Source organism: Planococcus kocurii (genome assembly GCF_001465835.2).
Lineage (GTDB): Bacteria > Bacillota > Bacilli > Bacillales_A > Planococcaceae > Planococcus > Planococcus kocurii.
The window spans coordinates 1,277,839-1,304,687 of the sequence record NZ_CP013661.2 but is presented as its reverse complement, the minus strand read 5'-3'; the positions used below and the strand labels follow the sequence as shown (position 1 = coordinate 1,304,687).

Here is a 26,849-nt window from a genome sequence, read left to right as displayed (position 1 = left end):
AAAAGGAGTCGGATGTGACATGATGGATTCGCCATTATTATTATCATCTTTCGTAAAAAGAGCGGAGCGCTATTTTCCGGAAAAACTGATCATTTCACGTACCGGAGAAAATATGATTCACCGGATTCCTTATAAAGAATTTGCGGTACGTTCGCGCAAACTAGCGGCTGCTTTAACTGGACTTGGTATGAAGCGTGGCACAAAGGTGGGAAGTTTCGCCTGGAACCATCACCGTCACTTGGAGTTGTATTTTGGTGTGCCGGGTGCTGGTGCTATTTTACACATGATTAATATTCGCTTGTCACATGAGCACATCGCCTATGTCATCAACCATGCCGAAGATGAAATTTTGGTAGTCGATCACGATCTATTTCCATTGATTGAAAAACTAGCACCTATGCTAAAATCCGTTAAGCATTTTATCATCATGAAAGATGGAGTGGATTTACCAGAAACGACACTTGGCAATGTTTATTCTTATGAACAATTACTCGCTGCTGAAGATGACAGTTTCGAATTCCCTGAAGATCTGGACGAAAATACACCAGCGGGCATGTGTTACACTTCCGCAACAACGGGCAATCCTAAAGGCGTTGTCTATACGCACAGAGGACTTGTGCTCCATAGTTACGCGCTCGGCATGTCAGATGCAATGGGCTTGTCAGAACAAGATATTGCCTTATCGATTGTGCCAATGTTTCATGCCAATGCTTGGGGGCTGCCATTTGCTGGAGTTTTGTTTGGGACTACACAAGTGTTGCCGGGACCCGGTTTTGCTCCTGGCATGTTGTTAGATTTAATTGAATCAGAAAAAGTTACGTTAACTGCAGGTGTCCCGACAATTTGGATGGGTGTGTTGAAAGAATTAGAAGCAAATCCACGCAATATCGACACACTGCGGATGATTATTTGCGGGGGATCAGCATCACCAAAAGGATTAATCCGCGCATTTGAAGAGAAATACAATGTGCCATTTGTGACAGGGTATGGCATGACGGAAACTGCGCCGCTTGTCAGTTTGGCTATTACTACTTCTGCAATGACCGATATGACGATGGATGAGCGCATCGAACGCCGTTCAATGGCAGGTTTACCGATGCCGGGCCTCGAAGTACGAATCGTCAATGAAAACGGCGAAGCACCGTGGGATGGGGAAACGATGGGTGAGCTGAACGTTAAAGGTGCCTGGATCGCTGATGAATACTATAAAGACGAGCGTACGGAAGAAGCGTTTAAAGAGGGTTGGCTTTATACAGGAGATATTGCTGTAATCGAGCCCGATGGTTATATCAAACTGATGGACCGGACGAAAGATTTAATTAAAAGCGGTGGCGAATGGATTTCGTCTGTTGATCTGGAAAATGCATTGATGACGCATGAAGCTGTGTTCGAAGCGGCGGTTGTCGCCATTCCACATGAGAAATGGATGGAGCGTCCACTTGCTTGTGTCGTGTTAAAAGAAGGTCATGCGGAAGACGACGCCACGAAAGCGGAATTACTGACGTACTTGGAGAGCCAATTTGCCAAGTGGTGGGTTCCAGACGACGTGGTATTTTTGAAAGAAGTGCCAAAAACGTCGGTTGGTAAATTCCTTAAAGCTGCTTTAAGAAAAGAGTTAGATGGCTATTATCAGTAAGTCTTATTTTCGGGTGTAAGTGTCTAGAGTTCTATAGACACTTGCGCTTTTTTTTGAGTAGAGAGCGCCGCTTCGCCAGAGCATCTTATGCCCGTCGAATCTACACGGGCGCCTGCGCTTTTCTGTGTCTAGACTCCGGCAGCCAGATTCTAGGGTCATAAGTCACTCTGGCTGTGCGGCTGAAAACACGCCGCTTCGCCAGAGCATCTTATGCCCGTCGAATCTACATGGCGCCTGCGCTTTTCTATGTCCAGACTCCGGCAGCCAGATTCTAGGGTCATAAGTCACTCTGGCTGTGCGGCTGAAAACACGCCGCTTCACCAGAGCATCTTATGCCCGTCGAATCTACATGGCTGCCTGCGCTTTTCTGTGTCTAGACTCCGGCAGCCAGATTCTAGGGTCATAAGTCACTCTGGCTGTGCGGCTGAAAACACGCCGCTTCGCCAGAGCATCTTATGCCCGTCGAATCTACATGGCTGCCTGCGCTTTTCCTTTTACTTGACAGAATAAACAAAACCTTTTAGTATAGGGAACAACTTGTTGTACGGAAGCAAGTCTGTTTGAGAGAAGAGCCTAGAGAAGACGAGAATAGAAGAGTGTATAAATCGAGGATTGAGACGAGTAGGCAGGGAAATCTATTTAGAGAGTCAGCGGCTGGTGAGAGCTGATTAGGTGATCTGCGCGAATGGACTTAGGAGAGCTTGCCTGAAAGCGGAAGCGAGTAAGGGAGACGTAAGCCCTGCGTTAAAGGGAAAGGCGAAGAGCCTGTTTAAGTGAGCGCAGAAATTTAATGCGCTAATGCGTGGTGGTACCGCGGTTTTTAACCCGTCCCCGCAATCAGATAACAATCTGATTGCGGGGATTTTTGTATTTAAAACGAGACGAGGAGAGATTAGTATGAGCAGAGTAGAGAATTTGAGTGAACAAGGAATGTACGAAAAATCATTAGCAATGTTGAACGGCGATATAAATGAACAACAAATCAAGAAATTTTTGTCCGATTTACATGAAAAAGGAGAGACGGCAGACGAGTTAGTAGGACTAGTCAAAGCGATGCGTGAAAAAGCAGTAGCGCTTCCAACAGTCGAAGGACAACTTGTTGATGTTTGTGGAACCGGTGGTGACCGTTCTTACAGTTTTAACATTAGTACGTTGACGGCTTTTGTGTTAGCAGGATGCGGTATGACAGTTGCCAAGCATGGCAATCGCAGTGTTTCTAGCAAAACAGGCAGTTCCGATGTGCTAGAGGCACTTGGTATTTCAACGGAAACGAATATTGCCTCGATTCCTATGATGCTTGACCAGACGGGGATTGCGTTATTGTTTGCACCAGCTATCCATCCAGCACTCGGTGGCTTACGCCAAATTCGTAAAGACATCGGAACTCCAACTATTTTTAACTTAGTAGGACCTTTAGCGAATCCATTGCCAATTACGATTCAAATGACCGGTGTTTACCGTCGTGACATGCTAGAACCAATGGCGGATGCGTTAATTCGATTGGGTCGAAAAAAAGGAGCGCTTGTTCACGGAGCAGGTGGCTTGGATGAACTGTCACTTGCAGGCGTTAATGAATTAATCATCTTCAATGAGCAAGGTAAGCGAAAAATGACCATTCACCCAAATGAAGTTGGTTTAGAAGTGGCATCAATTGAAGCGATCCGCGGAGGCAATCCAAAGCGCAACGCTGAAATTTTTATGGATGTCTTATCCGGAACAGATAGCCCTTATTTAGATACAGTCGCATTAAATGCAGGAGTAGTACTGTATGTCAGTGGTAAAGCTGAAAACGTGACAGAAGGCGTAAAGCAGGCGAAAGCCTCAATCAAATCAGGCGAAACCGCGCGTGTCTTTGACTTGCATCGGTTAGCGGCGGGGGTATTTGTATGACAATATTGGATGACATCATTGCGACTAAATACGAAGAGATAAAAATGTATAAACCAGTTGGGTCAAATACAATTGATTTTCCAGAAAAAACAACGTTACTGGGGCATCTACAAGAACGAAATGGCGTCATCTCAGAGATTAAACGCGCTTCTCCATCAAAAGGCGACATCAAAGTGGAAGTAGATATTGTTGCACAAGCTAAAAAATACGAAGAAGCTGGAGCGGCTGCAATTTCGGTACTCACGGATGAAGTGTATTTTAAAGGGTCAATTGATGACTTGTGTGAAGTAGCGAAAGTCGTATCGATTCCCGTCTTGTGCAAAGATTTTATGGTTAGTGAGATTCAAATTGATCGTGCTCAACATGCAGGAGCTACCATTATTCTATTGATCGTAGCTGCACTGGAAAAGCAACAGCTGAAACGTCTTAACGACTATGCGCTCTCAAAAGGACTTGAAGTTTTAATCGAAGTTCATGATGAACAGGAACTGCAAATAGCACTAGAGCTAGATGCAAAACTAATTGGTATCAATAATCGTAATTTAAAAACTTTTGAAGTATCAATTGAACGCACAGCACAATTAGCTAAAAACTTCCCATTTGACGAAGGGCGCGTATTAATTAGCGAAAGTGGCATGCAGACAAAAGAAGATGCGCAATTTGCTTACGCAAATGGAGCTTCTGGAATTTTAGTGGGAGAAGCGTTAATGCGATCTGAAAATCCAGGAAATTGGATTCGTCAGGCGACTAGCGAGGAGGCAGTAAAATGACAAAAGTGAAAATTTGCGGCTTGCAAGAACAGCGACATGTTGACGCAGCAAGTCGTGCGGATGCTATCGGCTTCGTATTTGCTCCGAGCAGACGTCAAGTGACAATTGCGCAAGCTGCTGAACTGGCTAAACACATTCCAGCAGATACCGATAAAATCGGTGTTTTTGTTAATGCTTCATTAGAGGAAATTGAAGACGCTGTTGCAGGTGTTCCGCTAACGATGGTTCAGCTTCACGGCGATGAACCCGATGAGTTGGTGAAAGCTATTCGTGTCCCTGTTATCCAAGCCTTCTCGATTCGCACAAAAGAAGATGTAGAGCAGTTGAAAAATTCTTTAGCTAATTATATTTTAGTGGACGCTCCGGGTACGGAATACCGCGGAGGTAGCGGTAATGTGTTTGATTGGTCGTTACTAGACGGAGCCGGCATCGATCCATCTCGCCTAATTGTGGCGGGTGGGTTAACACCGGAAAATGTCCGTGCGGCAATCGAACAAACAACACCTTACATGGTAGACGTCTCTAGCGGAGTTGAAACAGAGCGCCAGAAAGATGTAGCGAAAATACAAAAATTTATTAAACAGGTAAAGGATGATTCGATGGAACAGACGATAGAAAAAGTAGGTTTTTTCGGTAAATACGGGGGGCAATTTGTGCCAGAAACATTAATGAAAGCCGTTAAGGAATTAGAAGATGCTTATAATGAAGTAAAAGAAGATCCGGAATTTCATAAAGAATACCATCATTATTTATCGGAGTATGTGGGTCGTGAACAGCCATTGACCTTCGCAAAACGCATGACTGAAGCATATGGTGGACCAAAAATCTACTTAAAACGAGAAGACTTGAATCATACCGGTGCGCACAAAGTAAACAACGCGATTGGTCAGGCGCTACTTGCGATGCGAATGGGAAAACGTAAAATTGTAGCAGAAACAGGAGCAGGTCAGCACGGTGTGGCGACTGCGACAATTTGTGCACTGTTCGATTTGGATTGTGTTATTTTCATGGGTGAAGAAGACATTAAGCGTCAGCAATTGAACGTTTTCCGTATGAAGCTTTTAGGGGCACGTGTGGAAAGTGTCACAAAAGGCAGTGCGACCTTAAAAGATGCGGTCAATGAAGCTTTGCGTTACTGGGTTGCCAATGTAGAAGATACGCATTACTTAATCGGTTCGGCTCTCGGTCCACATCCGTTTCCAACGATGGTCCGTGATTTTCAAAGTGTGATTGGCGTAGAAACAAGACGTCAAATTCTTGAAAAAGAAGGGCGTTTGCCTGACGCTATTTTGGCGTGTGTAGGTGGTGGCAGCAATGCGATTGGTATGTTTTATCCGTTTATTCAAGATAAAGAAGTCAAGTTGATTGGCGTTGAAGCGGCTGGTCAAGGTGTGGATACAGATAAACACGCTGCAACCTTAACAAAAGGAACAGAAGGTGTGCTCCACGGCGCCTTAATGAAGTTATTGCAGGATGATGCAGGCCAAGTGCAGGAAGCGCATTCGATTTCTGCGGGGCTTGATTATCCAGGCATTGGACCAGAGCATGCTTATTTAGCAGATATTGGTCGTGTTGAATACCGGTCAATTACCGATGATGAAGCACTGGCTGCAGTTATTGGCATGTCTCGTCTTGAAGGAATTATTCCAGCACTTGAAACGGCGCATGCTATTGCAGAAGCAGAAAAACAAGCAAAGTCTATGACCAAAGACCAGATACTGATTATTTGTGTGTCCGGTCGTGGAGATAAAGATATGGCGACATACGCAGAGAACCTGGAGGGGCTATCATGAATCGATTAGAGCAACTAAAAAAAACGGGAAACAAAGCCTTTGTCGCTTATATTATGGCTGGAGATGGCGGTCTTGACCGTCTGAAAAATCAAGTACAGTATTTGCAAGGGGCAGGAGTAACTGCTATCGAAATCGGCATTCCTTTTTCAGATCCGGTCGCAGATGGTCCGACGATTGAAGCGGCTGGAAATCGTGCTTTAAAGCATGGTGTTACATTGCAAAAAGTATTGGAAGAACTAAAAAGTTGGACCTTTGAGGTTACAATTCCTTTGCTCGTAATGACTTATTTAAATCCCGTGATGAGGTTTGGTGTAGAACGCTTTGCTACTGAATGCAGCAAAGCTGGAATTTCAGGCGTCATCATTCCAGACCTGCCATATGAACACAAACAATTAGTGCAACCTTATGTCGATAAAGAAGGCATTAAGTTGATTCAACTGGTGACACTGACGACAACGGACGTTCGCTTGGATGGTATTCTTCGGGAGGCACAAGGTTTTGTTTACGCGGTTACGGTTAAAGGAATAACGGGATCTCGTGATGAGATGTCAGAGGATGTAAAAGCATTTATGCGCAAAGTTCGTGAGAAAAGCCCGGTTCCGGTTTATGCTGGATTCGGAATTTCGAAAAGTAGCCATGTCGATATGTTGCGTGACGATGTGGATGGATTTATTGTGGGAAGTGCCATTGTGGATGCCTTTAACGAAGATCGAATTCAGGAAATCGAACCGCTTATCCATGCAGTGACGGCCACCCACTCAGTATAATATGGGTAGGAGGAGATGTTATGTTTACGCCAGTTGCTGAAGATTTTTTTGACGCGCCGACATTGGAACTTACGCGTAGTTTGATTGGTCAAATTTTGGTCCATGAATTGCCAGAAGGCATTGTTGCTGGACGGATTATTGAAACTGAAGCTTATATGGGAGCAGAAGATCGCGCTGCACATAGCTTCGGGAATCGTCGGACTAAACGTACGGAAATCATGTTTGGTAAACCTGGCCTTGTCTATACGTATCAAATGCATACTCACACATTGATCAATGTCGTCGCCGGACCGGAAGACACACCGCGAGCTATTTTGATACGTGCAGTCGAACCGGTCGAAGGCATCGAACTGATGGCAGAACTGCGCGGCAGACACATGCCGATCAAACAGTGGACTAGTGGACCGGGAAAATTGACTAAAGCAATGGCGATTACAATGGATTATTATGGTCATCATTTTTTGGAAAAGCCACTTTACATCGCTCAAGGAGAACCGGTTCAAGAAATATCGGTTGGACCTCGTGTAGGTATCGGCAATTCACTAGAAGCGGTCGACTATCCTTATCGCTTTTGGGAAACAGGAAACCCTTTCGTCTCGAAATTTCGCTAATTGTTGTTTAACTTCATCTTTTGGTGGAATACTGAAAGAGAATGAATAGACAGAAGGAGTGAAAGATAGTGGCGAAAATTGCAACTTTACTGACAGATATGTTTGAAGATATGGAATATACAGATCCATCAAAAGCGTTTAATGATGCAGGTCATGAAGTTTTCACAATCGAAAAAGAAGTGGGGAAAAAAGTAACTGGCAAACAAGGCGAGGCTGTTGTCACCATTGATAAAAGCATTGATGACGTTAGCCCGGATGACTTTGATGCCTTGTTCTTGCCTGGCGGATTTTCACCGGACCTGTTACGTGAAGATAGCCGGTTTGTGGAGTTTGCAAAAACTTTCATGGATGCGAAAAAACCGGTCTTCGCAATTTGTCATGGACCTCAATTATTAATTACGGCCAAAGCGTTAGAAGGTCGTAAAGCTACAGGTTATAAGTCGATTCAAGTCGATATGGAATACGCAGGTGCGACGGTCCTTGATGAAGAAGTAGTCGTGTGCCAAGATCAATTGGTCACTAGTCGTCAACCTGATGACATTCCGGCATTCAACCGAGAATCATTACGTGTACTGGAGCAATTAGCTTAAAAAGCTGTCAATGCCCCTCTAACATAAAACAGACGGAGAAAAAGAAACTCTTTTTCTCCGTCTGTTTTTTTAAAATTGCAGCTCACAATCCCAAACTTGACATGCACTTTTTCGAGGTTTGGAGGTGAAATCTCTAAAACGCACGATTGCTCTTGATAGGACGGAAGACACTTGCTAGGTCAATTGTGTACCGGTCCTAGATTTGCGCTATGGATTCATCTGTAAACACTGCTTGGGCTTTTCTTTAGCGGGCAAAAGCGGCTGTCTCACAAAGTCATTGTTCATGACCTTGTGAGACAGCCGCTTTTTATGTAGGGAAAATCTAACATACAGATTACATAAACCAAATTAGCTTTTAAGATTGTCTCTTGAATACATAAGTAAATGCTTATATAATGAGGGAGTGCTGTAGCGATAAATAGAGCAAGTGCAGTGTGAATATAATGATGACTCGATTAGTTAGAGTTTGCGCCAGTGGTTTATTGATTGTAGAAGAAAGAGCAGCAAATTGTGAATAAGGAGTTGTGTGAAAGTGGATGTTTGGTTAGCAAGTTTTATATTTATCGTTACATTGATTTTTGTGATTTGGCAGCCAAAAGGCTTGTCAATCGGCTGGTCTGCTATTGCTGGGGCAATTGTTGCCTTGCTGTTTGGCGTAGTTGATTTTGGGGATGTCTGGGACGTAACGGGAATTGTTTGGAATGCGACCTTAACGTTTGTTGCATTGATTATCATTTCGTTGATTCTTGATGAAATTGGTTTTTTCGAATGGGCAGCTTTACATATGGCACGTTTTGCCAAAGGCAGTGGCTTGCGGATGTTTTTCTTAGTTACCATGCTAGGGGCGGTTGTCGCAGCGTTGTTTGCGAATGACGGAGCAGCGCTAATTTTGACACCTATCGTGTTGGCAATGGTTCGTGCATTGAAATTCAAAGATGCAATGATCTTGCCATTTATTATGGCGAGTGGCTTTATCGCTGATACTGCCTCTTTGCCATTTGTTGTCAGCAACTTAGTCAACATCGTATCGGCTGATTTTTTTAATATTGGCTTTACCGAATATGCAATCCGGATGCTTGTACCGAACTTATTCAGCATAGCTGCAAGTATGTTGGTCTTGTATTTATATTTCCGAAAAGATATTCCAAAACATTTTGATGACAGTGCATTAAAAACACCAGCTTCAGCAATAAAAGATTTGAGAATTTTCCGTTTATCTTGGGTAGTGCTAGCAATTTTACTAATTGGCTATTTCAGTAGCGAGGCTTTAAATATTCCGGTATCCTTTATTGCAGGAGCGATTGCTATTATTTTTCTAGCCATTGCGAGGAAGAGTAAATCAGTTGAAACGATGAAAGTCTTAAAAGGGGCTCCTTGGGCGGTTGTCTTTTTCTCAATCGGTATGTATGTCGTCGTGTACGGTTTGAAAAATGTGGGTCTCACATCGGTGTTGGCTACCGCAATCGAGTGGACAGCGAGTCACGGTCTGTATGCAGCGACAATTGGCATGGGCTTTATCGCTGCTATTTTGTCATCGGTTATGAATAATATGCCGACTGTTATGATTGATGCATTGGCAATTGCTGAAACAGAGACAACTGGAGTTGTTAGAGAAGCTTTAATCTATGCGAATGTGATTGGATCAGATTTAGGACCAAAAATTACACCGATTGGTTCACTGGCAACATTATTATGGCTTCATGTATTAAAAACAAAAGGGGTAGAGATTAGTTGGGGTTATTATCTTAAAATCGGCATCATTTTGACGGTTCCGACTTTGTTTATCACATTGACTGGCCTGTACTTATGGTTGACGATTTTAAATTAAGTTTATAGAAAAAAGGAGCATGCCAATGGCTTGCTCCTTTTTTCTAGTCTAAAAACTTAGCTAAATAAATTTCGTTATGGGGTTTGTTGTTTATTATCATGGATTTTTGTCGAATGCCTTCAGATTTAAAACCAGCTTTTTCATATAAGTTACGGGCCGATTCATTTTCTTCGACGACCGTCACTTCTAGCCGGCTAATGCCTTTTTCTTTAGACCATTCTTCAGCTTTTTTAAGCAAGGATTTAGCGATTCCTTTCCCTTGTGCATCTTTTTGTAGACCGAGATCGATGAAGGCGCGGTGTGCAGCACGTTTTGCGTCATTGCCCACAATCATCAAATAGCCCACATGCTGTCCATTGAGAATGGCAATGATAATAGTCGAATAGCCACTTTGTTTCCACTCGATAATTTGTTTGCGAACTTTTTGTGTGGATTGTGTACGTTCGTCTTTAGCGTAGAGCATGAAATCAGATTCAGATTCTACAACTTTTTGTAGAGCGGCAAGAGACCGCGCATCCCCATGCTCTGCTGTTCGAATCAATAGAATATCCTGATCTTCATCATCGTCTGTGCCTGTTCCATTTGTAGAGTCGATTCTTTCAAAGACGACAAAGCGATCTGGCTCGACGTCGCTAACAAAATAACCAGCATCTGCCCATGCATGAAAATGTTTAGCTGGTGCTTTTACTTTTTTCCACCAACTTTTATTCAAGTAGGCGGCATTAGGTAAATTCTGTCCCATAATTTGCTCGATTTCAGAAAATGTTAATCGTATTGAAGAATTTGTCACTCCGGAAAAATAATTAGCCAGAGGAATGTATTTCTTTTCCAGTAAAATAGTCACAGGCATCTCTTCCTTCCACCTAACTTTAGATTAGTTAGTCATATTATACCATTGGCATATGCTAAAGTACATAATGAATTTTAAAAATACTGATAATTCTATAAACTTAATAGTTTGTTAGTTGTATTTACTATTTATAAAGTCTAATTTTTTCAATTGCTGTTAATATGATAGAATAAAAACAGAAACTAAGTATTTCAGGAGGCTACTATTCATGTCAAACGTTTTAGTATTAGGTCATAAAAATCCGGACACAGATTCAATTTGTTCGGCTATTTCATATGCGTATTTAAAAAATGAAATGGGCATGCTTGCTGAACCAGTTCGTTTAGGTGAAGTAAACAACGAAACTTTATTTGCTTTAAACACTTTTAAGTTTGATGAGCCAAGGTTGGTGACACAAGTTGCGAAGGAAGCTACACAAGTAATTTTAGTGGATCACAACGAACGTCAGCAAAGTGCTGATGATATCGGAGATGTTCAAGTGATAGAAGTGGTGGACCATCACCGCATCGCCAATTTTGAAACGATGGATCCTCTTTATTTCCGTGCAGAGCCAGTTGGTTGTACAACTACCATCATCTTAAAACTATTTAAAGAAAATAATGTGGAAGTCCCTTCTAATATAGCAGGTTTGATGCTATCCGCCATTATTTCGGACTCGCTTCTTTTTAAATCGCCGACTTGTACTGAGCAAGATGTCAAGGCTGCTGCAGAACTCGCAGAAATTGCTGGCGTCGATGCACAAAGCTATGGTCTGGATTTATTGAAAGCTGGAGCTGATTTGAGCAATAAAACGTTAGAAGACTTAATCTCATTGGATTCAAAAGAATTCGAAGCAGGCGACCACCGTTTTGAAGTTGCTCAAGTTAACGCAATTGATGTAGAAGAAGTTATGGTTCGCCAAAAAGAACTAGAAGTATTAATGACAAATGCTATTCTAACAAAAAAATTAAATTTATTCATGTTTGTTGTCACGGATATCCTTAATAATAATTCAGTGGCTATCGTGCTTGGTAAAAGAGCAGACATCATCGAAAGTGCATTTAAGTCAAGTGTGATTGATCACCGTGTCTTATTACCGGGCGTTGTGTCACGCAAAAAGCAAATTGTTCCTGTAATTACAGAGGCGTTAAGCTGATTCCCTTATGGGGATCAGTTTTTTAGTTGAGCTAGAATTGAGAATCTCTTCAGCTACTTACCTTGTTCTCTATGTGGCTGAAAAGATGCCACTTCGCCACCGCGCCTTATACCCGTCAGGTTTAGTACGATCGCTTGCGCTTTTCTTTGTCTAGCTCCAGCGATCAAACCTTCGGGTCATAAGTCACGTTGGCTGTGTGGCTGAAAAGATGCCACTTCGCCACCGCGCCTTATGCCCGTCAGGTTTAGTACGATCGCTTGCGCTTTTCTTTGTCACAGGCAAAAAAATTGAGTGCTGTTGTTTTCGTTGCTATAGTTAGTGTCGAGGTGAACGATATGAAAATTGAAGTTTGGTCAGATTATGTGTGCCCATTCTGTTATATAGGCAAGAGGACTTTAGAGAAAGCGTTGGTTCAATCGGGTTTTGAAAGTCAGGCGGAAGTTACGTTTAAGGCTTATCAATTGAATCCAGATGCGCCAATCAATTCCACTACTCCAACTTATGAAAGTTTAGCGAAAAAATATGGACAGACTATAGAACAAGCGAAAGAAATGACTGAAGGCGTGGCGCAGCATGCCCGCTCTGTTGGTTTGGAATACAATTTTGATAATATGGTAGAAGCGAACACGTTAGCTGCTCATCGTTTAGTGAAATGGGCTGAAACACAAGGGAAAGATGCAGAGCTGACTGAACAGCTAATGCATCATTATTTTGTGGAAGCAAAAAATGTCAGCAATTATGAGGTTTTATTGACACTCGCAGAAACGATTGGTTTGCCGCGTGAAGAAGCAGAAAAAGTGCTGGAATCGGACCAGTTTATGGGACAGGTCCAGTTGGACATTGCAGAAGCTGGTCAAATCGGCGTGCAAGGTGTACCATTTTTTGTGGTCAATCGTAAGTATGCCATTTCCGGAGCCCAGCCAGTAGAAGCTTTTGTGGAAGCGTTAGAGCAAATTGCTGAAGAAGAAGGAATTCGTCCTAAATTAAAACCGCTTGGTAAGAAAACCAGCTATTGCACAGGAGATTCGTGTGATGGCTTATAAAATACCTGAGCAGAGTAATTGACTTTTACTCTGTTTTTTTATTAAAATTAATGAGATTTTCAAATCGATAGTACTAGTTTTTATATGATGACAAGAGGAGTTTTAAACTAATGACAAACGTTTTAGTAGTAAAAGCAAATAATCGCCCATCATCTGAAGGGGTATCGAGCAAAATGTATGAAGTGTTTATGGATTCGATCGGCACAGATACAGAACTTGATATCAATACGTTCGACGTTTTCAAAGAAGACATGCCGTATTTCGGCCAGGACTTTTTTGATGCAATGCAAAAATCAGCAAAGGCCGAAGAAATGACTGAGCTAGAACAGCGCATTTTGACAGCGGCTAACAAAGCAATGGATGCATTTATGGAAGCTGATGTGGTTGTTTTTGCATTCCCATTATGGAATAAAACAATTCCTGCGCCATTGCAGACGTTCATCGACTACGTTTACCGTGCAGGTGTGACATTCAAATATACGGCTGAAGGCCCAGTCGGTCTTGTACCTGATAAGAAAGTCATTATCTTGAACGCACGTGGAGGAGTTTATTCAACACCAGAAATGGCCCCAGCTGAAATGAGTGTCAACTACATTCGGTTGATTATGGACTTCTTCGGAATCACTGACATTGAAGAAGTGATCATTGAGGGACACAATATGTACCCTGATCGCGCGGAAGAAATCAAAGCTGAGGGAATGCAGCGTGTAGAACAAGTTGCCAATTCATTAGTTAAAGTAAATGCATAATATAAAGTGATAAAGACGACCTTAACGGGTCGTCTTTTTTAATTTAGACAGTAAATCCAGCGAATTGGACAGTAAAGGAGCTGAAATGGACAGTATTTCTGAAATCTGGACAGTATTCGAGCTCTTTCCGACAGTATATCCAAATAATTGGAAAATGATGCTTTTCGAATAGCTAAGCTGATTAAGAATTTATAATAGGGGTAGACATCTATAAAAAGCTTTCTAAGGAGGAATGGCGCAAGTGCAGAGTAATGGCGAGAGTCGAGTTCCGGAAGAGCAAAAGTCTTATTGGAGAGAATACAAAGATATTCCAAACTACCCCGCTTTGCAAGAAAATGAGTCTACAGATATAGCGGTTGTAGGGGGAGGAATGGTGGGGATCATTAGTGCTTATTTGCTGGCAAAAGCCGGTAGAAAAGTGACATTGATTGAAGCTGGGAAATTAGTCGATGGCGTAACAGGGCGTACGACGGCAAAAATAACAGCGCAGCATGGCCTGTATTATGATTCGTTGATTAATATAGTCGGACAAGAACAAGCAAAACTCTATTATCAGGCGAACATGGAAGGGTTGAAATTTATAGAAGGAACTGCCCATGAACTTGATATCGATTGTGATTTTTCCCATCACAATGCGTTTGTTTATGCGCATACAGCTGCAGGTGCAAAACTGATTGAAAAAGAAGCGGAAGCCTATCGGCAACTAGGCATTGACGGCGAATTGGCAAAAGAAGAGGCGGAGTTGCCGTTTCCTATTACAGAAGCGGTAGTCATGCGCAATCAAGCACAGTTTCATCCAGTAAAATTTTTGGCAGGCCTGGTGAAAGAAATTGAGCGACTAGGCGGCAAAATTTACGAACAGACACGTGCGATGAAAATTTTGAGCAAAAACGATCCGGTCATTCAAACTGAAAATCTTTCACATTTATCATGCAATAAAGTGATTGTTGCTAGCCATTACCCATTTAATGATTTTGACGGTTTGTATTTTTCGCGTTTATCCGTCAATCGTTCGTATGCCATTGCAGCTAAAGTAAGCGGCAATGTTCCAAATGATATGTACATTAGCGGAGATTTGCCTTCGCGCTCTCTGCGTTATGCAACAGATGAAAATGGCGAAAAACTATTACTAATTGGTGGCGATGGCCATACGACAGGTAAAAGCTCAAGTCAGACGATGGAGCATTATCATAACCTTGAGAAGTTTGGAGACGAGCATTTCGGAATTCAAGAGATTCCGTATCGCTGGTCGTCTCAAGATATGACGACGCTCGACAAAATCCCTTACATCGGAACAATTACTGCGGGCTATGACAATATTCTAGTAGCGACTGGTTTTCATAAGTGGGGCATGTCGAACGGCGCATTAGCAGGTATGATGCTGTCAGATCAAGTGCTTGGTATCGAAAATCGGTATGCTGCTTTGTTTAGTCCAACCCGCACAAAAGTCAAAACAGAAGACGCCAAGAATTTTGCGAAAGATAACGCATCCGTTGCTAAGGCATTGGTTACAGGTAAGCTGAAAAGACCATCAAGAAAAGTTGAAGACTTAGGCAAAGACGAAGGGGCATTAGTGAAAGTCGGCAAGAAAAAAGCAGGCGGTTACCGGGACGAATTCGGTCAAGTCCATCTCGTCGATACCGCATGTACCCACATGGGATGTGATGTTGCTTGGAATGACGCCGAGCGTTCTTGGGACTGCCCATGTCACGGTTCGCGATTCTCCTATACCGGAGACGTACTAAACGGACCCGCGGTTAAACCATTGAAAAAGATCGAAGAAGTATAGAAAAGCACAAGCGCCCGTGTAGCACCGACAGGCATAAGACAGACTGGCAGAGCGGCGCATTTTGCCGCACAGCCGGGATGACTTATGACCCGAGGTGTTGGGCGCAGGAGCCTGGACAAAGAAAAGCACAAGCGCCCGTGTAGCACCGACAGGCATAAGACAGAATGGCAGAGCGGCGCATTTTGCCGCACAGCCGGGATGACTTATGACCCGAGGTGTTGGGCGCAGGAGCCTGGACAAAGAAAAGCACAAGCGCCCGTGTAGCACCAACACGTAAAAAGCAGTGAGAGGAAAAATCCTCTCACTGCTTTTTACTGGGCTTTTTAAGCGGGAGTGCCTTGTAATTCCAATGTGATTTTGATGTCTTCACCGACCATCACGCCACCTGCTTCAAGCGCCTGGTTCCACGTTAGACCGAAGTCTTGGCGATTTATTTTTCCGGCTACGGTAAATGCTACTATTTCGTTGCCCCATAAGTTGGTACCTTTGCCGCCGTACGCTACTTTGAAAGTAGTTGGTCGTGTGATGTTTTTCATGGTGAAGTCACCAGTTAATTCATAATCGTTGTCTTTTTTTACAATGTCATTAGCGGTAAATGTGATGTGTGGAAATTGCTCAGCGTTGAAAAAGTCAGCGGAAAGAAGATGTTGGTCGCGGTCTGAGTTATTGGTGTTGATGCTGGCGACATCGATTTTAAAGTCGATTGATGCACCCTGCAAATTTTCTTCATTGGCTTCAACGTTTGCTTCATAAGAAGTGAAAGAACCTTTTATATTCGAGATCATCATGTGTTTTACAGAAAAGCTAATTTCTGAATGTGTTGCGTCGATCGTCCACTTTTTCAAATCAACTACCTCCTGGTCCGACTTACAACCCTAAATATAGCCTCATCAAATTTCAAAGTCAATCGTTTTTGATGAACAAGTCTCAGATTCGAGAGAATGTTTAATTGGACTTTTGACCTGAACTTTGTTATATTGCTTGTCAAATCAGGCTGAAAATTAGATACTAGTAGAAGCTATAAGTTTAGAAGGGATTTGCTTTAGATGACGAAAGAACAATGGTTGGTAGATTTGCGTGTTTTTTTAGCAGATGATCACGTTAAAATGGATGAACCGCTACACCTTCATACATTAACTAAAATGGGTGGGCCAGCTGATATCTTTGTGGCACCAACGACTGAAGATGAAACTGCATTTACAGTGAAATACGCATATACAAATAATATCCCTTTATTACTTCTTGGAAATGGATCAAATATGGTCGTTCGAGATGGAGGGTTTCGTGGCATCGTTCTAACTTTAAAGAGTTTACAAACGATCCATATAGAAGGTACGAAAGTTTATGCTCAAGGTGGAGCAAATATTAAACAGGTATCAAAAACCGCTGCAGCAAAACAACTGACAGGATTTGAATTTGCTTGTGGAATCCCAGGTTCTATCGGTGGAGCCATGGCGATGAATGCCGGTGCTTATGGCGGAGAAATTAAAGATATTATCGTTCAAGCAACAGTTCTTTCGAAAGAAGGAGAAAAACGGGTGTTGTCTAAGGACGATTTAGGTCTTGGTTATCGAAAGAGCATTATTACAAAAGAAGGATTTTACGTGTTGTCTGCTGAATTTGAATTAGAGGTGGGTAAACAAACGGTTATTGATGCCAAAATGAGTGAATTGACGTATCAGCGTGAAACGAAACAACCGTTGGAATTTCCTTCCGCAGGCAGTGTCTTTAAACGACCGCCTGGTAATTTTGCAGGAAAGTTAATTCAAGATAGCGGCTTGCAAGGACGAGGGTTTGGCGGTGCGGAAGTTTCTACTAAACATGCAGGGTTTATTGTTAATAAAGACAATGCCTCAGCCAACGATTATATCCAGACAATTGAGATGGTTAAAACAACTGTTATGGAAAAATTCGGTATTGATTTAGAACTTGAAGTGAAGATTGTAGGAGAAGATCGAACTTGATTTGTCGGATGTCCCTTAAAAGGGGCATTTTTTTTAGGTGTAAAATACAAGAAAGACTTCGCAGCCTCTTTAGAGCGGGTAACTGAGCGCAGGATTTTTTAGAAAAAAGGTATTTTTCCTTCGCTAGTCGAATGAAGTACGATAAGAAAGAGGAGGAAAGTTAATGGAGAAAAAAGTGAAAAGAAAGACGTGGCTTAAATGGCTTTTAGGTGTTCTGGGTGTTCTTGTCACAGTGGCGGTAGCAGCACTCATATTTGTAAACGTTTACATAACCAAGTCTAAGCCTGTTATTGAAGGACAAGTGGCAGTAGCTATATTGGATACCGATGCAACAGTTACACGCGATGAAATTGGAGTTCCTCATATACAGGCAGACACAGACGCAGATCTTTACCGGGCGCAAGGGTATGTGCAGGCGCAGGACCGGATGTTCCAAATGGATTTATCGCGCAGACAAGCGAGTGGGCAATTGGCAGAAGTAATCGGAGCAGATGCAGTCGATACCGATAAGTTTTTCCGAACTTTTAGTTTGCGAGATGCTGCTGAAAAATCTTGGGAAGGCTACGATGCAGAAGCTAAGCAAGTACTAGAATGGTATACAGAAGGCGTCAATGCTTATATGGAAGAGGCAAAAGAAAATGGTGATTTGAGTTTTGAATTTGCGCTTCTCGGTTATGAACCTACCGAGTGGACAACAGTAGATTCGCTGACAATCGGCAAATTCATGGCTTATGATCTTGGAGGACATTGGAACACACTTGCTGTTCGCCACTGGGCATTGAACGAATTTCCAGAAGACAAAGCACGCGAGTTATTTATCCAATACCCTGAAAACGCACCGGCAATTTTGGCGGCAAATAAACAACAGTCAGTCAAAGTAGCCGGTGAATTCGACACTTCTGTGATTCCACCTGAATTTAACGGTAGCAACAACTGGGTGGTGTCAGGTGACAAAACAGCGAGTGGTAAACCTTTGCTCGCAGATGATCCGCATCTTGGTCTTAGTACTCCGTCTATTTGGTACCAGATGCATTTAGAATCACCTAAACAAAATGTAAGTGGAGTTATTTTTGCTGGTATTCCGGGAATTATTCTTGGTCACAATGAAGAAATTGCTTGGGGTGTTACTAATGTTGGACCGGATGTCCAGGACCTTTATATCGAAACACCCAATCCTGAAAATCCGACACAGTTTCGTTATGAAGGAGCATGGGAACAAGCAGAAGTAAGGAAAGAGCCCATCAAGGTGAAAGACGGAGAAACGGAAGACTTTGAAGTGTTGGTGACAAGGCATGGTCCTGTTGTTTCGAATATACTGTACGATAAAGAACAGGCAGGAGCGGTCTTTTCCATGCAGTGGACAGCTCTTGAGCCGACACTTGAATTACAAGCAGTACTAAATTTCAATAAAGCATCCAATTGGGAAGAATTCGAACTGGCGCTAGAAGATTTTCAAGCACCTGCGCAAAACTTTGTCTTCGCTTCCACAGATGGAACAATCGCCTATAAAGCAAATGGTCGGATTCCTATCCGAAAATCAGGAGATGGACAATTGCCAGTTCCGGGAGATTCAGCTGACTACGGCTGGGAAGGCTATATACCTTTTGATGAGCTGCCACGATCGGTCAATCCAGAAGAAGGGTTTATTGCGACAGCGAATAATGAAGTGATTGACAATGCTTATCCTTATCACATTACTGATTTCTGGGCGCAACCGTATCGTTATGAACGGATTGCGGAGGTGCTAGAAGCATCAGATGAATTGACAGCACAGGATATGATGGATTTGCAGATGGACCAGAAGAATTTATACGCCGCTGAATTTTTAGCGGATATGATTGCTACGGTACGTAGTAAAACGGATGACTACGATGAAGTATTGACAATGCTCGAAGAGTGGGACCAAGTTGATAGTAAAGAACAGGCTGCGCCTTTAGTATTCCATAAATGGATTAAGCAATTACCGGAGACTTTGCTTGCCGAAGAGTTTCCGAAAGACGTTTTTAAAATGTTGGATGGAAAAAATCACATCACGGATGAAATGATGCGCAATGCATTTGCTGGGAAAGAAGGCGTTTGGGTAACGGAATACGGCGGTGTGGAAAAATGGCTTGTGGATTCATTAGAGACAGCGGTTACTGAAATTGAAGATGAACAAGGGACGGACTTGGCTGATTGGAACTGGGGAGAGCAACATCAATTAACTTTCCCACATCCACTAGCAAGTGCATCTCCAATTTTTGCTGAATTTCTTAATCCAGATCCCGTGCCAATTGGAGGTTCTAATATTACCGTGCAAGCTGCGGCATCTACGCCAGAAGGTAATGTTGATCACGGAGCATCGTGGCGTTTTGTAGCAGATCTTGCGGATTTATCGAGCGCTTATCATATTGTAGGTCCTGGACTGAGTGGGCATTTGAAATCGGATTACTTCCATAACCAAGTGGACGATTGGGCTGAAGGGGATTTCCACGAAACCGAAATCATCGATGACGTGGAAGGATCGATATTAATATTAAAAGCTGAATAAGTTATACTGGAAGAAAACAGATGCGAGGCGGTTGAAATGAAAAGAATACTGGCGGTAGGGCTTGGCGGAATGATCGGATCGCTTTTGCGTGCAAGCATATACATGGCGGTCGCAGAAGGATTGGGTCTTTGGCTTGTCAATATAGCGGGTAGCTTTTTAATTGGACTAGCGGCTGTTCGATTAACTCGGAAATCGGCAGAGCTGAGGTTATTGATATCAACCGGGTTGTTAGGGTCGTTTACGACGTTTTCAGCATTTTCAGCTGACTGGTTCCACCAGCTAGAGTCGTCTATCTGGTGGGGCTTGGTTTTTGCTATGACGATGACAGTTGCATGCATTGCAGCAGCAGGAGCAGGTCTGTGGACTGGTCGAAAAGGAGTACCGTCATGATCGGTATCGCAATTGGTGGATTTTTAGGAGCAATCACGCGTTACGTATTTTACTTATTGGTTGAAAGTCGATTATGGCAGCCAAAAGTCGCAACTTGGCTAGTTAACACTATTGGTTCATTGGTACTTGGTCTATTTATAGGCAGCGGCAATTTGTCGGTTTTTTGGATTACTGGATTTCTTGGAGCTTTTACAACGTTTTCAACGATGGCTTTGGATGTTGTAAAAGATTTAGAGGACGGCAAATGGTTAACAGGCGGCGGCTACGTTTTACTCACTGTAGTCAGTGGAGTTGTGCTGTTTAGCTTAGGCTATGGTTACATGCTTTAAAAGATCCCTTTGCGAAAATCGCAAAGGGATCTTTTATTAAGTAGCTAAATTTATTTGACGATAATAACGGGTGCCTCAACGCGTTTAGCCACTTTATGGCTGACGCTGCCAAGTACCATTTCTTGCAATGTGTTTAATCCGCGGCTGCCGATCAAGACGACATCGTAACCAGTCTCATTAGCATGTTTGACGATGGTTGGTCCAGGAACACCGTGAAGCGTCTTCGTTTCAAAGTTAATACCAGCAGACCGGAAGATTTCTTCGAGTGGTACTAGATGCTTACGACGTTCCAAATGAACTTCGTCGCTGCTTTGGCCATGAAGAATTTCTGTCCGTGCTTTTTCGTAATCGATGACATAAAGCAAAGTGACAAAAGCCTGTGGATTAGTTTTGGCCATTCTGACGGCTTCATGAGCAGCTCGTTTTGAATGATCCGAGCCATCTGCTGCCACTAAAATTTTCTCATACATAAAGCATCCTCCTTATGATGTGCCTTTACTTGCAGTACTGAAGGTTGCTAGTTTGTCTACAAGCTTTTGACTTGAAGCATTTAACCCGACAATCTCAACAGACTGTCCTTGTGCTTGCAGTTTGTTCATGACCCGGTCGATTGCTCCAACGCCTGAGTCGTCCCATACTGTTGCATCCGAAAAGTCCAATACAACTTGTTCAGAAGCTTCAACTTTGTCGAATGCAGAAACAAAATCTTGTGAAGAAGCGAAAAATAATTGTCCATGTATGGTATATCTATTCGACACATTGGATTCTAATCCTTCTTTACGCACTTCGACCTTAGAAATTTTAGCGGCAAACAACATAGCGCTTAAAATAACACCGGCAAATACACCTTTTGATAAATCATGTGTATAAACAACAACAACAACTGTTAACAACATAACGATGGCATCCGCTTTTGGAGCTGTCGCTAAATACTTGAACGAACTCCAGTCAAAAGTACCGATGCAAACCATTACCATAATGCCAGCTAGAACAGGCATTGGAATTTGGACAACCCAATTGCCCAAAACGATAATGAGGAACATTAGGAAGGCCCCAGCAACAAAGCTTGACAATCGTCCACGTCCTCCAGACTGAACGTTAATGCCTGATTGTCCGATCATCGCACAACCTGCCATTCCACCGAAAAAGCCAGTAATAATGTTTGCAATGCCTTGTCCCCGTGCTTCTTGGTTTTTATCAGATCCAGTTTCTGTTGCATCATCAATAATCGACGCAGTTAATAAAGACTCGAGCAAACCGATAACGGAAAGTGCCAATGCAGTTGGGAAAATAATTTGTAAAGTTTCGAAATTAAATGGTACGCTCGGGATAAAGAAGCTTGGCAATGTTTGTGAAATGGTACCAAGACTACCGACATTTTGCATATCGATTCCACTGTATATAACAACACCTGTCAAGACAAGAATTGCAATCAAAGGTGCTGGAATAGCTGTGAAAAAACGAGGCAAAATATAAACAATCGCCAACGTAACGCCAACAAAAACGTAAGTCAACGCATTAATGCCGAAAATAAACGGTACTTGTGCCATGAAAATCAAAATCGCTAACGAGTTGACAAAACCAATCATGACAGCCCGTGGGATAAATTTCATAAAACGGGCAACTTTTAAAAGACCAAAAATTAACTGCAACACACCCGTCAGCACGGTGGCGGCTAGTAAATAGTCCAGACCATGATCACGAACTAGCAAGACCATAGCGAGTGCCATAGCTCCCGTTGCTGCCGAAATCATACCTGGCCGTCCACCGACAAAAGCGATGATGACGGAAATTGAAAACGAAGCGTATAAACCAACCATCGGATCGACACCCGCGATGATTGAGAAAGCAATCGCTTCCGGAATAAGTGCAAGTGCGACAACAATTCCGGCCAAAACGTCTCCGCGGATATTGCCGAACCATTGTTCTTTATAAGATAGTGTATTCAAAAATGTTCACTTCCTTCTATTATAATTTTCCTTGATCCAGGCTGTTGAAAATCAACTGTTTCTATTAAAAGTCTTAGTGGGTTGACTCCATACCTCATCTTTTTTATGAAAACTAATGAGAAATCACTCATTATCTAACAGCTTTAGAACGGGTAGCAACGTAGTAGTTAGTGAATTTGTTCACTAACAGGCTATAAAACTGTATCACCTTTTTTTTAGTATGTAAATACAATTCATTCAAATGAACGTTTGACTGTCGCTGCTAGAGCGAATATACTGAAAGAAACAATCAAACATTTATTTGAATGAAAGAGGTGCCGTATGAAAGAATTGTGTGAAGTGACGAAGGTCCATCCAGAAGTTGTTGATCGTGTACAAGAAAGTATGACCGACCTGAGCGATGTAGCGAACTTATTTAAAGCGCTGGCGGATGAAACAAGACTGAGTATCGCATACGCCTTAACAATAGAAGAGGAAATGTGCGTCTGTGATATTGCAGCGGTCATTGGGTCCTCTACAGCAACAGCTTCTCATCATTTGCGTTACTTAAGAGAAAGAGCATTGGCGAAATCTGAGCGCAAAGGAAAACAAATTTACTATTCCTTGTCTGATGATCATGTTCGTCAATTGGTGACAATTGCTCACGAACACACGAAAGAAGGTGTGGAGATTGGTTAAAACCTATCGTCTGGAAAATTTATCGTGTACTAGCTGTGCAGCTAAATTTGAAAAAAATGTCTTGAATTTGCCTGAAATCAAAAATGTTAATTTGAATTTTGGTGCGTCTAAACTAACGATTGATGGGAATGTAACGATCGAAGCGCTTGAAAAAGCAGGTGCTTTCGATCATATCCGTGTCTATCCTGAAAAACAAAAGATCAAGCATGTTCCTTTCTACCAACGACGCCAGACGATAGAGACCGTTCTATCACTACTGCTATTGATCGCTGGAATTATCGTATCGTTTCAACTAGACGAAACGCATCCTTGGTCGATTGCGTTATTTGCGGGTTCTATGGCAATAGGTGGTTATCATATGTTTTGGACTGGGCTGAAAAATCTCAGTGGCTTCCAGTTCGATATGAAAACCTTAATGACGATTGCAATCATTGGTGCCGTCATTATTGGTGAATGGCGTGAAGGTGCTGTAGTGGTCTTTTTGTTCGCTGTCAGTGAAGCGTTAGAATCGTTCTCTATGAACAAAGCTCGTCAGTCGATTCGCAGTTTAATGGATTTAGCGCCAGCGCGTGCATTCATTCAACGCGGCGGCGAACTGATGGAGTTGGATACAGAAGATATTCGCATAGGAGACGTGCTAATTGTTAAACCGGGACAAAAGATCGCCATGGATGGAACTGTTCTACGCGGACAATCCGCCGTTAATCAGGCAGCGATTACAGGAGAGTCAATTCCTGCAGTCAAAACAGTCGGAGATGAAGTTTTTGCAGGCACGATGAATGAAGAAGGAGCACTTGAAGTCACGGTTACAAAACGTGTCGAAGATACTACCATCGCCAAAATCATTCATCTTGTCGAAGAAGCACAAGCTGAAAAAGCACCGACTCAGAAATTTATCGATCAGTTTGCAAAGTACTACACACCAGCAGTCATTGTCATCGCTTTTTTAGTCGCATTAGTTCCAGGATTTCTAACGGGTAACTGGGAAATTTGGGTGTATCAAGGATTAGCCGTACTTGTAGTAGGATGTCCGTGCGCATTGGTTGTCTCTACGCCCGTTGCGATAGTGACAGCTATCGGCAATGCTGCACGCCAAGGAGTACTCATTAAAGGCGGTATTCATTTAGAGGAAACCGGACGGATTAATGCCGTTGCTTTTGACAAAACGGGAACGTTAACGAAAGGGTATCCTGAAGTGACGGATGTTTTAGTGCAAGACGCAATTGAACGACAAGAGTTGTTGAAGCTTGCAGCATCCGTAGAAGCAATGTCGCAGCATCCGTTAGCTAGAGCTATCACAAAACAAGCAGCAAGCACATATCCTTCTGAAAACTTCAATTCCGTTACAGGTAAAGGTGCATATGCCACTGTTAATGAAACAGTTCTTTACGTCGGCAGTTTAAATTGGGCTGAAGAAAAAGGCTTACGTATTCCTGAAAAAGCGCGTAAACTGCAAGAGAGTGGAAAATCTGTGACAGCTGTATTTTCAGAAACGGTATTGCTCGGCATTATCGCGGTAGCCGACGCTATTCGTACAGAAAGCCCTTCGATTATCGAAAAACTAAAAGGAATGGGCATCAACCAAATTATCATGCTGACTGGAGATCATCCAGCAACAGCAACAGCTATTGCAGCAGAAATCGGCGTCACAGATGTCCGAGCAGGATTAATGCCAGAAGACAAATTATCAGCAATTAAAGAACTGCAAAAACAGTATGGGCGAGTAGCAATGGTCGGAGATGGCATTAACGATGCACCGGCTTTAGCGGCTTCAAGTATTGGTATTGCAATGGGTGGAGCAGGAACAGATGCTGCACTTGAAACAGCGGACATCGCATTGATGGCGGACGATTTGGAAAAACTTCCTTACACGATTCGACTCAGCCGAAAGACATTGCGTATAATAAAAGAAAACATCGTCTTTGCGTTAGGACTCAAGATTATTGCATTGCTGTTAATTATTCCAGGCTGGTTAACTTTGTGGATTGCTATTTTTGCAGACATGGGTGCCACGCTATTGGTTATTTTGAATGCGTTACGTCTTGTGAAAGTTCAGAAGTGAGGTACGTTTGGAGGTTTTGTATTGAAGTTAACAGAGTGGACAATGGAAGAGCAGGAACAGCTAATTCATTTTATGACAACAAATTCGTGGCCTTTTCATGGTCATGAACATCCAGTCCGGGCTTTGATTGAAAAAACAATTGAAGAAGGCGGTTATAAGTCAGATCAAGTAACGACGTTTTGGATTGAAGACGAAGAAAACCAACAAGTCGGCTTAGTGAAAATATTTGATTTGCAAGACGACATTCCCCTTTTTGATTTGCGAATTGCGGATCCTTACCGTAACAAGGGCTATGGTCCAAAAGCATTAAAAATGATTGCAGATTTTGTTTTTTCATTATCAGAAAAGAAAATTCGTCTAGAAGGTAATACGCGCCACGATAATTTTGCGATGCGTAAAGCTTTTGAACGAACAGGCTTTGTCAAAGAAGCTCATTTGCGGCAAGCGTGGTTTTCTCCACGGGAAAACCGCTACTACGATGCAGTGACCTATGGCATGACCCGTGAAGACTGGCAGGCAGGAATTACCACGCCGGTCTTGTGGGACGATACCGTAATCGAGACGCAAGAATCACCTTTCAATCCGGTCCTACTCGATTTTCCTGACGAGTTTGAGTCGGAGCGATTGCTAATACGGGCACCTAGAAGAGAAGATGCACAAGCTAGTTACGAAGCTGTTATGCACTCTCTAGAAGCATTCCGACCTTGGTTGCCATTTGCGCAACAAAAGCCCGACCTGGCACAAACCGAAGCAACGTTAATTGAAGCTGCCGCAGATTTTAAATTGCGTAAAGATTTGCGATTGCATTTTTTCTTGAAGGAAACTGGGCAATTTATTGGTTCTACGGGACTTCACCGGATTGACTGGGAAGTGCGGAAATTTGAAATTGGCTATTGGGTCGATAGCCGTTTTGAGGGGAAAGGGTTTGTTACAGAGGCAGTAGAGCGCATTACGCGATTTGCTTTTGAGGAACTGGGCGCTAATCGTGTCGAAATTCGCTGTGATCCTGACAATGTTCGAAGCCGTGCAGTAGCACACCGGTTAAATTTCGAATTAGAAGGCATTTTGCGCAACGATACGATTTCCCGTGTAGGAAACAAGCTTCGCGATACGTGTGTTTATGCTAAAATCCGCCAATAAGCTTTAAAAAAGCAGGTAAGGAGAATGTTCTCTCCCCCTGCTTTTGCTATTAGACGAATAAACAAAAAAGAGTTGCCACCAAAAGTCAGGTAAGATGACTTTTGAGACAACTCTTTTGTTTGTGATAAATAAGGCGGTTATAAGCCCTTACGTCCGGTAATTAAGTTGATAACTAGAATGATTGCAGCAATAACTAAAAGAATGTGTATGAGTCCGCCACCAACTTGCATTAAGAATCCGATAAGCCATACTACAATAATAACTGCAAGAATAATCCAAAGAATACGTGCCATTTTTTTTCACCTAACCTTTCTACTTAATATTTATTATACTAAGTAATTACCCCTAAGATAATT

General features: G+C 42.7%; 24 protein-coding genes and 1 other annotated feature. Of the genes, 19 read left to right on the top strand and 5 right to left on the bottom strand.

Translation table 11 applies throughout. From position 1 onward, the window contains the following. Positions 1-19 precede the first annotated feature (19 nt). The 8 genes from AUO94_RS06395 (at position 20) to AUO94_RS06360 (ending at position 9,885) form a co-directional block, all read left to right on the top strand. Entirely contained in the window at positions 20-1,636 is a 1,617-nt protein-coding gene (locus tag AUO94_RS06395) for a long-chain fatty acid--CoA ligase (RefSeq protein ID WP_058386433.1), read from the top strand. A gap of 599 nt (positions 1,637-2,235) precedes the next feature. Then, positions 2,236-2,472 (top strand) — a binding site (T-box leader). 61 nt (positions 2,473-2,533) lie between these two features. Further along, the gene (gene trpD / locus AUO94_RS06390; RefSeq protein WP_058386432.1) at positions 2,534-3,526 is read left to right on the top strand and encodes an anthranilate phosphoribosyltransferase; all 993 of its coding nucleotides are present in this window, start codon (positions 2,534-2,536) and stop codon (positions 3,524-3,526) included. Next, the gene (gene trpC / locus AUO94_RS06385) at positions 3,523-4,296 is read left to right on the top strand and encodes an indole-3-glycerol phosphate synthase TrpC (RefSeq protein WP_058386431.1); all 774 of its coding nucleotides are present in this window, start codon (positions 3,523-3,525) and stop codon (positions 4,294-4,296) included. The genes trpD and trpC overlap by 4 nt, the downstream gene beginning before the upstream one ends. After that, entirely contained in the window at positions 4,293-6,089 is a 1,797-nt protein-coding gene (trpB, locus tag AUO94_RS06380) for a tryptophan synthase subunit beta (RefSeq protein WP_082707508.1), read from the top strand. Before trpC ends, trpB begins: the two co-directional genes overlap by 4 nt. Further along, positions 6,086-6,856 (top strand): tryptophan synthase subunit alpha, encoded by a 771-nt coding sequence (trpA, locus tag AUO94_RS06375; RefSeq protein ID WP_058386430.1) that lies wholly within the window; start codon positions 6,086-6,088, stop codon positions 6,854-6,856. The genes trpB and trpA overlap by 4 nt, the downstream gene beginning before the upstream one ends. Positions 6,857-6,876: 20 nt before the next feature. Continuing rightward, entirely contained in the window at positions 6,877-7,467 is a 591-nt protein-coding gene (locus tag AUO94_RS06370) for a DNA-3-methyladenine glycosylase (RefSeq protein WP_058386429.1), read from the top strand. 68 nt (positions 7,468-7,535) lie between these two features. Further along, entirely contained in the window at positions 7,536-8,057 is a 522-nt protein-coding gene (locus AUO94_RS06365; RefSeq protein WP_058386428.1) for a type 1 glutamine amidotransferase domain-containing protein, read from the top strand. Between the two features lie 532 nt (positions 8,058-8,589). Beyond that, entirely contained in the window at positions 8,590-9,885 is a 1,296-nt protein-coding gene (locus tag AUO94_RS06360; protein ID WP_058386427.1) for an arsenic transporter, read from the top strand. Between the two features lie 43 nt (positions 9,886-9,928). On the opposite strand, the gene AUO94_RS06355 is transcribed toward AUO94_RS06360, so the two are convergent. Next, complete coding sequence (locus AUO94_RS06355; protein ID WP_237150187.1) at positions 9,929-10,735, bottom strand: GNAT family N-acetyltransferase; 807 nt, start codon at positions 10,733-10,735, stop codon at positions 9,929-9,931. A 208-nt stretch (positions 10,736-10,943) separates the two neighbouring features. Between AUO94_RS06355 and AUO94_RS06350 the strand changes: the two genes are divergently transcribed. The 4 genes from AUO94_RS06350 (at position 10,944) to AUO94_RS06335 (ending at position 15,451) form a co-directional block, all read left to right on the top strand. Next, entirely contained in the window at positions 10,944-11,870 is a 927-nt protein-coding gene (locus AUO94_RS06350; protein ID WP_058386426.1) for a manganese-dependent inorganic pyrophosphatase, read from the top strand. Positions 11,871-12,205: 335 nt separating this feature from the next. Next, positions 12,206-12,913 (top strand): DsbA family oxidoreductase, encoded by a 708-nt coding sequence (locus AUO94_RS06345; protein ID WP_058386425.1) that lies wholly within the window; start codon positions 12,206-12,208, stop codon positions 12,911-12,913. 110 nt (positions 12,914-13,023) lie between these two features. Then, the gene (locus tag AUO94_RS06340) at positions 13,024-13,662 is read left to right on the top strand and encodes an FMN-dependent NADH-azoreductase (protein WP_058386424.1); all 639 of its coding nucleotides are present in this window, start codon (positions 13,024-13,026) and stop codon (positions 13,660-13,662) included. A gap of 232 nt (positions 13,663-13,894) precedes the next feature. Further along, positions 13,895-15,451, top strand: a complete 1,557-nt coding sequence (locus AUO94_RS06335; protein WP_058386423.1) for an FAD-dependent oxidoreductase — start codon at positions 13,895-13,897, stop codon at positions 15,449-15,451. A gap of 323 nt (positions 15,452-15,774) precedes the next feature. Here the strand turns inward: AUO94_RS06335 and AUO94_RS06330 are convergent, their stop codons facing one another. Continuing rightward, complete coding sequence (locus tag AUO94_RS06330; protein ID WP_058386422.1) at positions 15,775-16,296, bottom strand: YceI family protein; 522 nt, start codon at positions 16,294-16,296, stop codon at positions 15,775-15,777. A 201-nt stretch (positions 16,297-16,497) separates the two neighbouring features. On the opposite strand from AUO94_RS06330, the gene murB reads away from it, so the two are divergent. The 4 genes from murB to AUO94_RS06310 all read left to right on the top strand — a co-directional run bounded on the left by murB (position 16,498) and on the right by AUO94_RS06310 (position 20,664). Continuing rightward, positions 16,498-17,415 (top strand): UDP-N-acetylmuramate dehydrogenase, encoded by a 918-nt coding sequence (gene murB, locus AUO94_RS06325; protein WP_058386421.1) that lies wholly within the window; start codon positions 16,498-16,500, stop codon positions 17,413-17,415. 163 nt (positions 17,416-17,578) lie between these two features. Continuing rightward, the gene (locus tag AUO94_RS06320; RefSeq protein ID WP_058386420.1) at positions 17,579-19,945 is read left to right on the top strand and encodes a penicillin acylase family protein; all 2,367 of its coding nucleotides are present in this window, start codon (positions 17,579-17,581) and stop codon (positions 19,943-19,945) included. Positions 19,946-19,981: 36 nt separating this feature from the next. Next, entirely contained in the window at positions 19,982-20,335 is a 354-nt protein-coding gene (locus AUO94_RS06315) for a fluoride efflux transporter FluC (protein ID WP_058386419.1), read from the top strand. Further along, on the top strand, positions 20,332-20,664 hold the full coding sequence (locus tag AUO94_RS06310) for a fluoride efflux transporter FluC (protein WP_058386418.1): 333 nt from the start codon (positions 20,332-20,334) through the stop codon (positions 20,662-20,664). The genes AUO94_RS06315 and AUO94_RS06310 overlap by 4 nt, the downstream gene beginning before the upstream one ends. 50 nt (positions 20,665-20,714) lie before the next feature. On the opposite strand, the gene AUO94_RS06305 is transcribed toward AUO94_RS06310, so the two are convergent. Beyond that, positions 20,715-21,134 (bottom strand): universal stress protein, encoded by a 420-nt coding sequence (locus AUO94_RS06305; protein ID WP_058386417.1) that lies wholly within the window; start codon positions 21,132-21,134, stop codon positions 20,715-20,717. A 12-nt stretch (positions 21,135-21,146) separates the two neighbouring features. Next, positions 21,147-22,613 carry a SulP family inorganic anion transporter gene (locus AUO94_RS06300; protein ID WP_058386416.1) on the bottom strand — a complete coding sequence of 489 codons (1,467 nt, stop codon included), beginning with the start codon at positions 22,611-22,613 and terminating at the stop codon, positions 21,147-21,149. 321 nt (positions 22,614-22,934) lie between these two features. Between AUO94_RS06300 and AUO94_RS06295 the strand changes: the two genes are divergently transcribed. The 3 genes from AUO94_RS06295 to AUO94_RS06285 are packed head-to-tail and all read left to right on the top strand — an operon-like array spanning position 22,935 to position 26,493. Then, positions 22,935-23,291: an ArsR/SmtB family transcription factor gene (locus AUO94_RS06295; RefSeq protein ID WP_058386415.1), complete on the top strand. Its 357-nt coding sequence runs from the start codon at positions 22,935-22,937 to the stop codon at positions 23,289-23,291. Beyond that, entirely contained in the window at positions 23,284-25,353 is a 2,070-nt protein-coding gene (locus tag AUO94_RS06290; RefSeq protein WP_058386414.1) for a heavy metal translocating P-type ATPase, read from the top strand. Before AUO94_RS06295 ends, AUO94_RS06290 begins: the two co-directional genes overlap by 8 nt. A 21-nt stretch (positions 25,354-25,374) precedes the next feature. Continuing rightward, positions 25,375-26,493: a GNAT family N-acetyltransferase gene (locus AUO94_RS06285; protein WP_058386413.1), complete on the top strand. Its 1,119-nt coding sequence runs from the start codon at positions 25,375-25,377 to the stop codon at positions 26,491-26,493. Between the two features lie 137 nt (positions 26,494-26,630). Here AUO94_RS06285 and AUO94_RS17235 read toward each other — a convergent pair whose 3' ends face one another. Beyond that, entirely contained in the window at positions 26,631-26,786 is a 156-nt protein-coding gene (locus AUO94_RS17235; protein WP_143039509.1) for a lmo0937 family membrane protein, read from the bottom strand. Between the last annotated feature and the right edge of the window lie 63 nt (positions 26,787-26,849).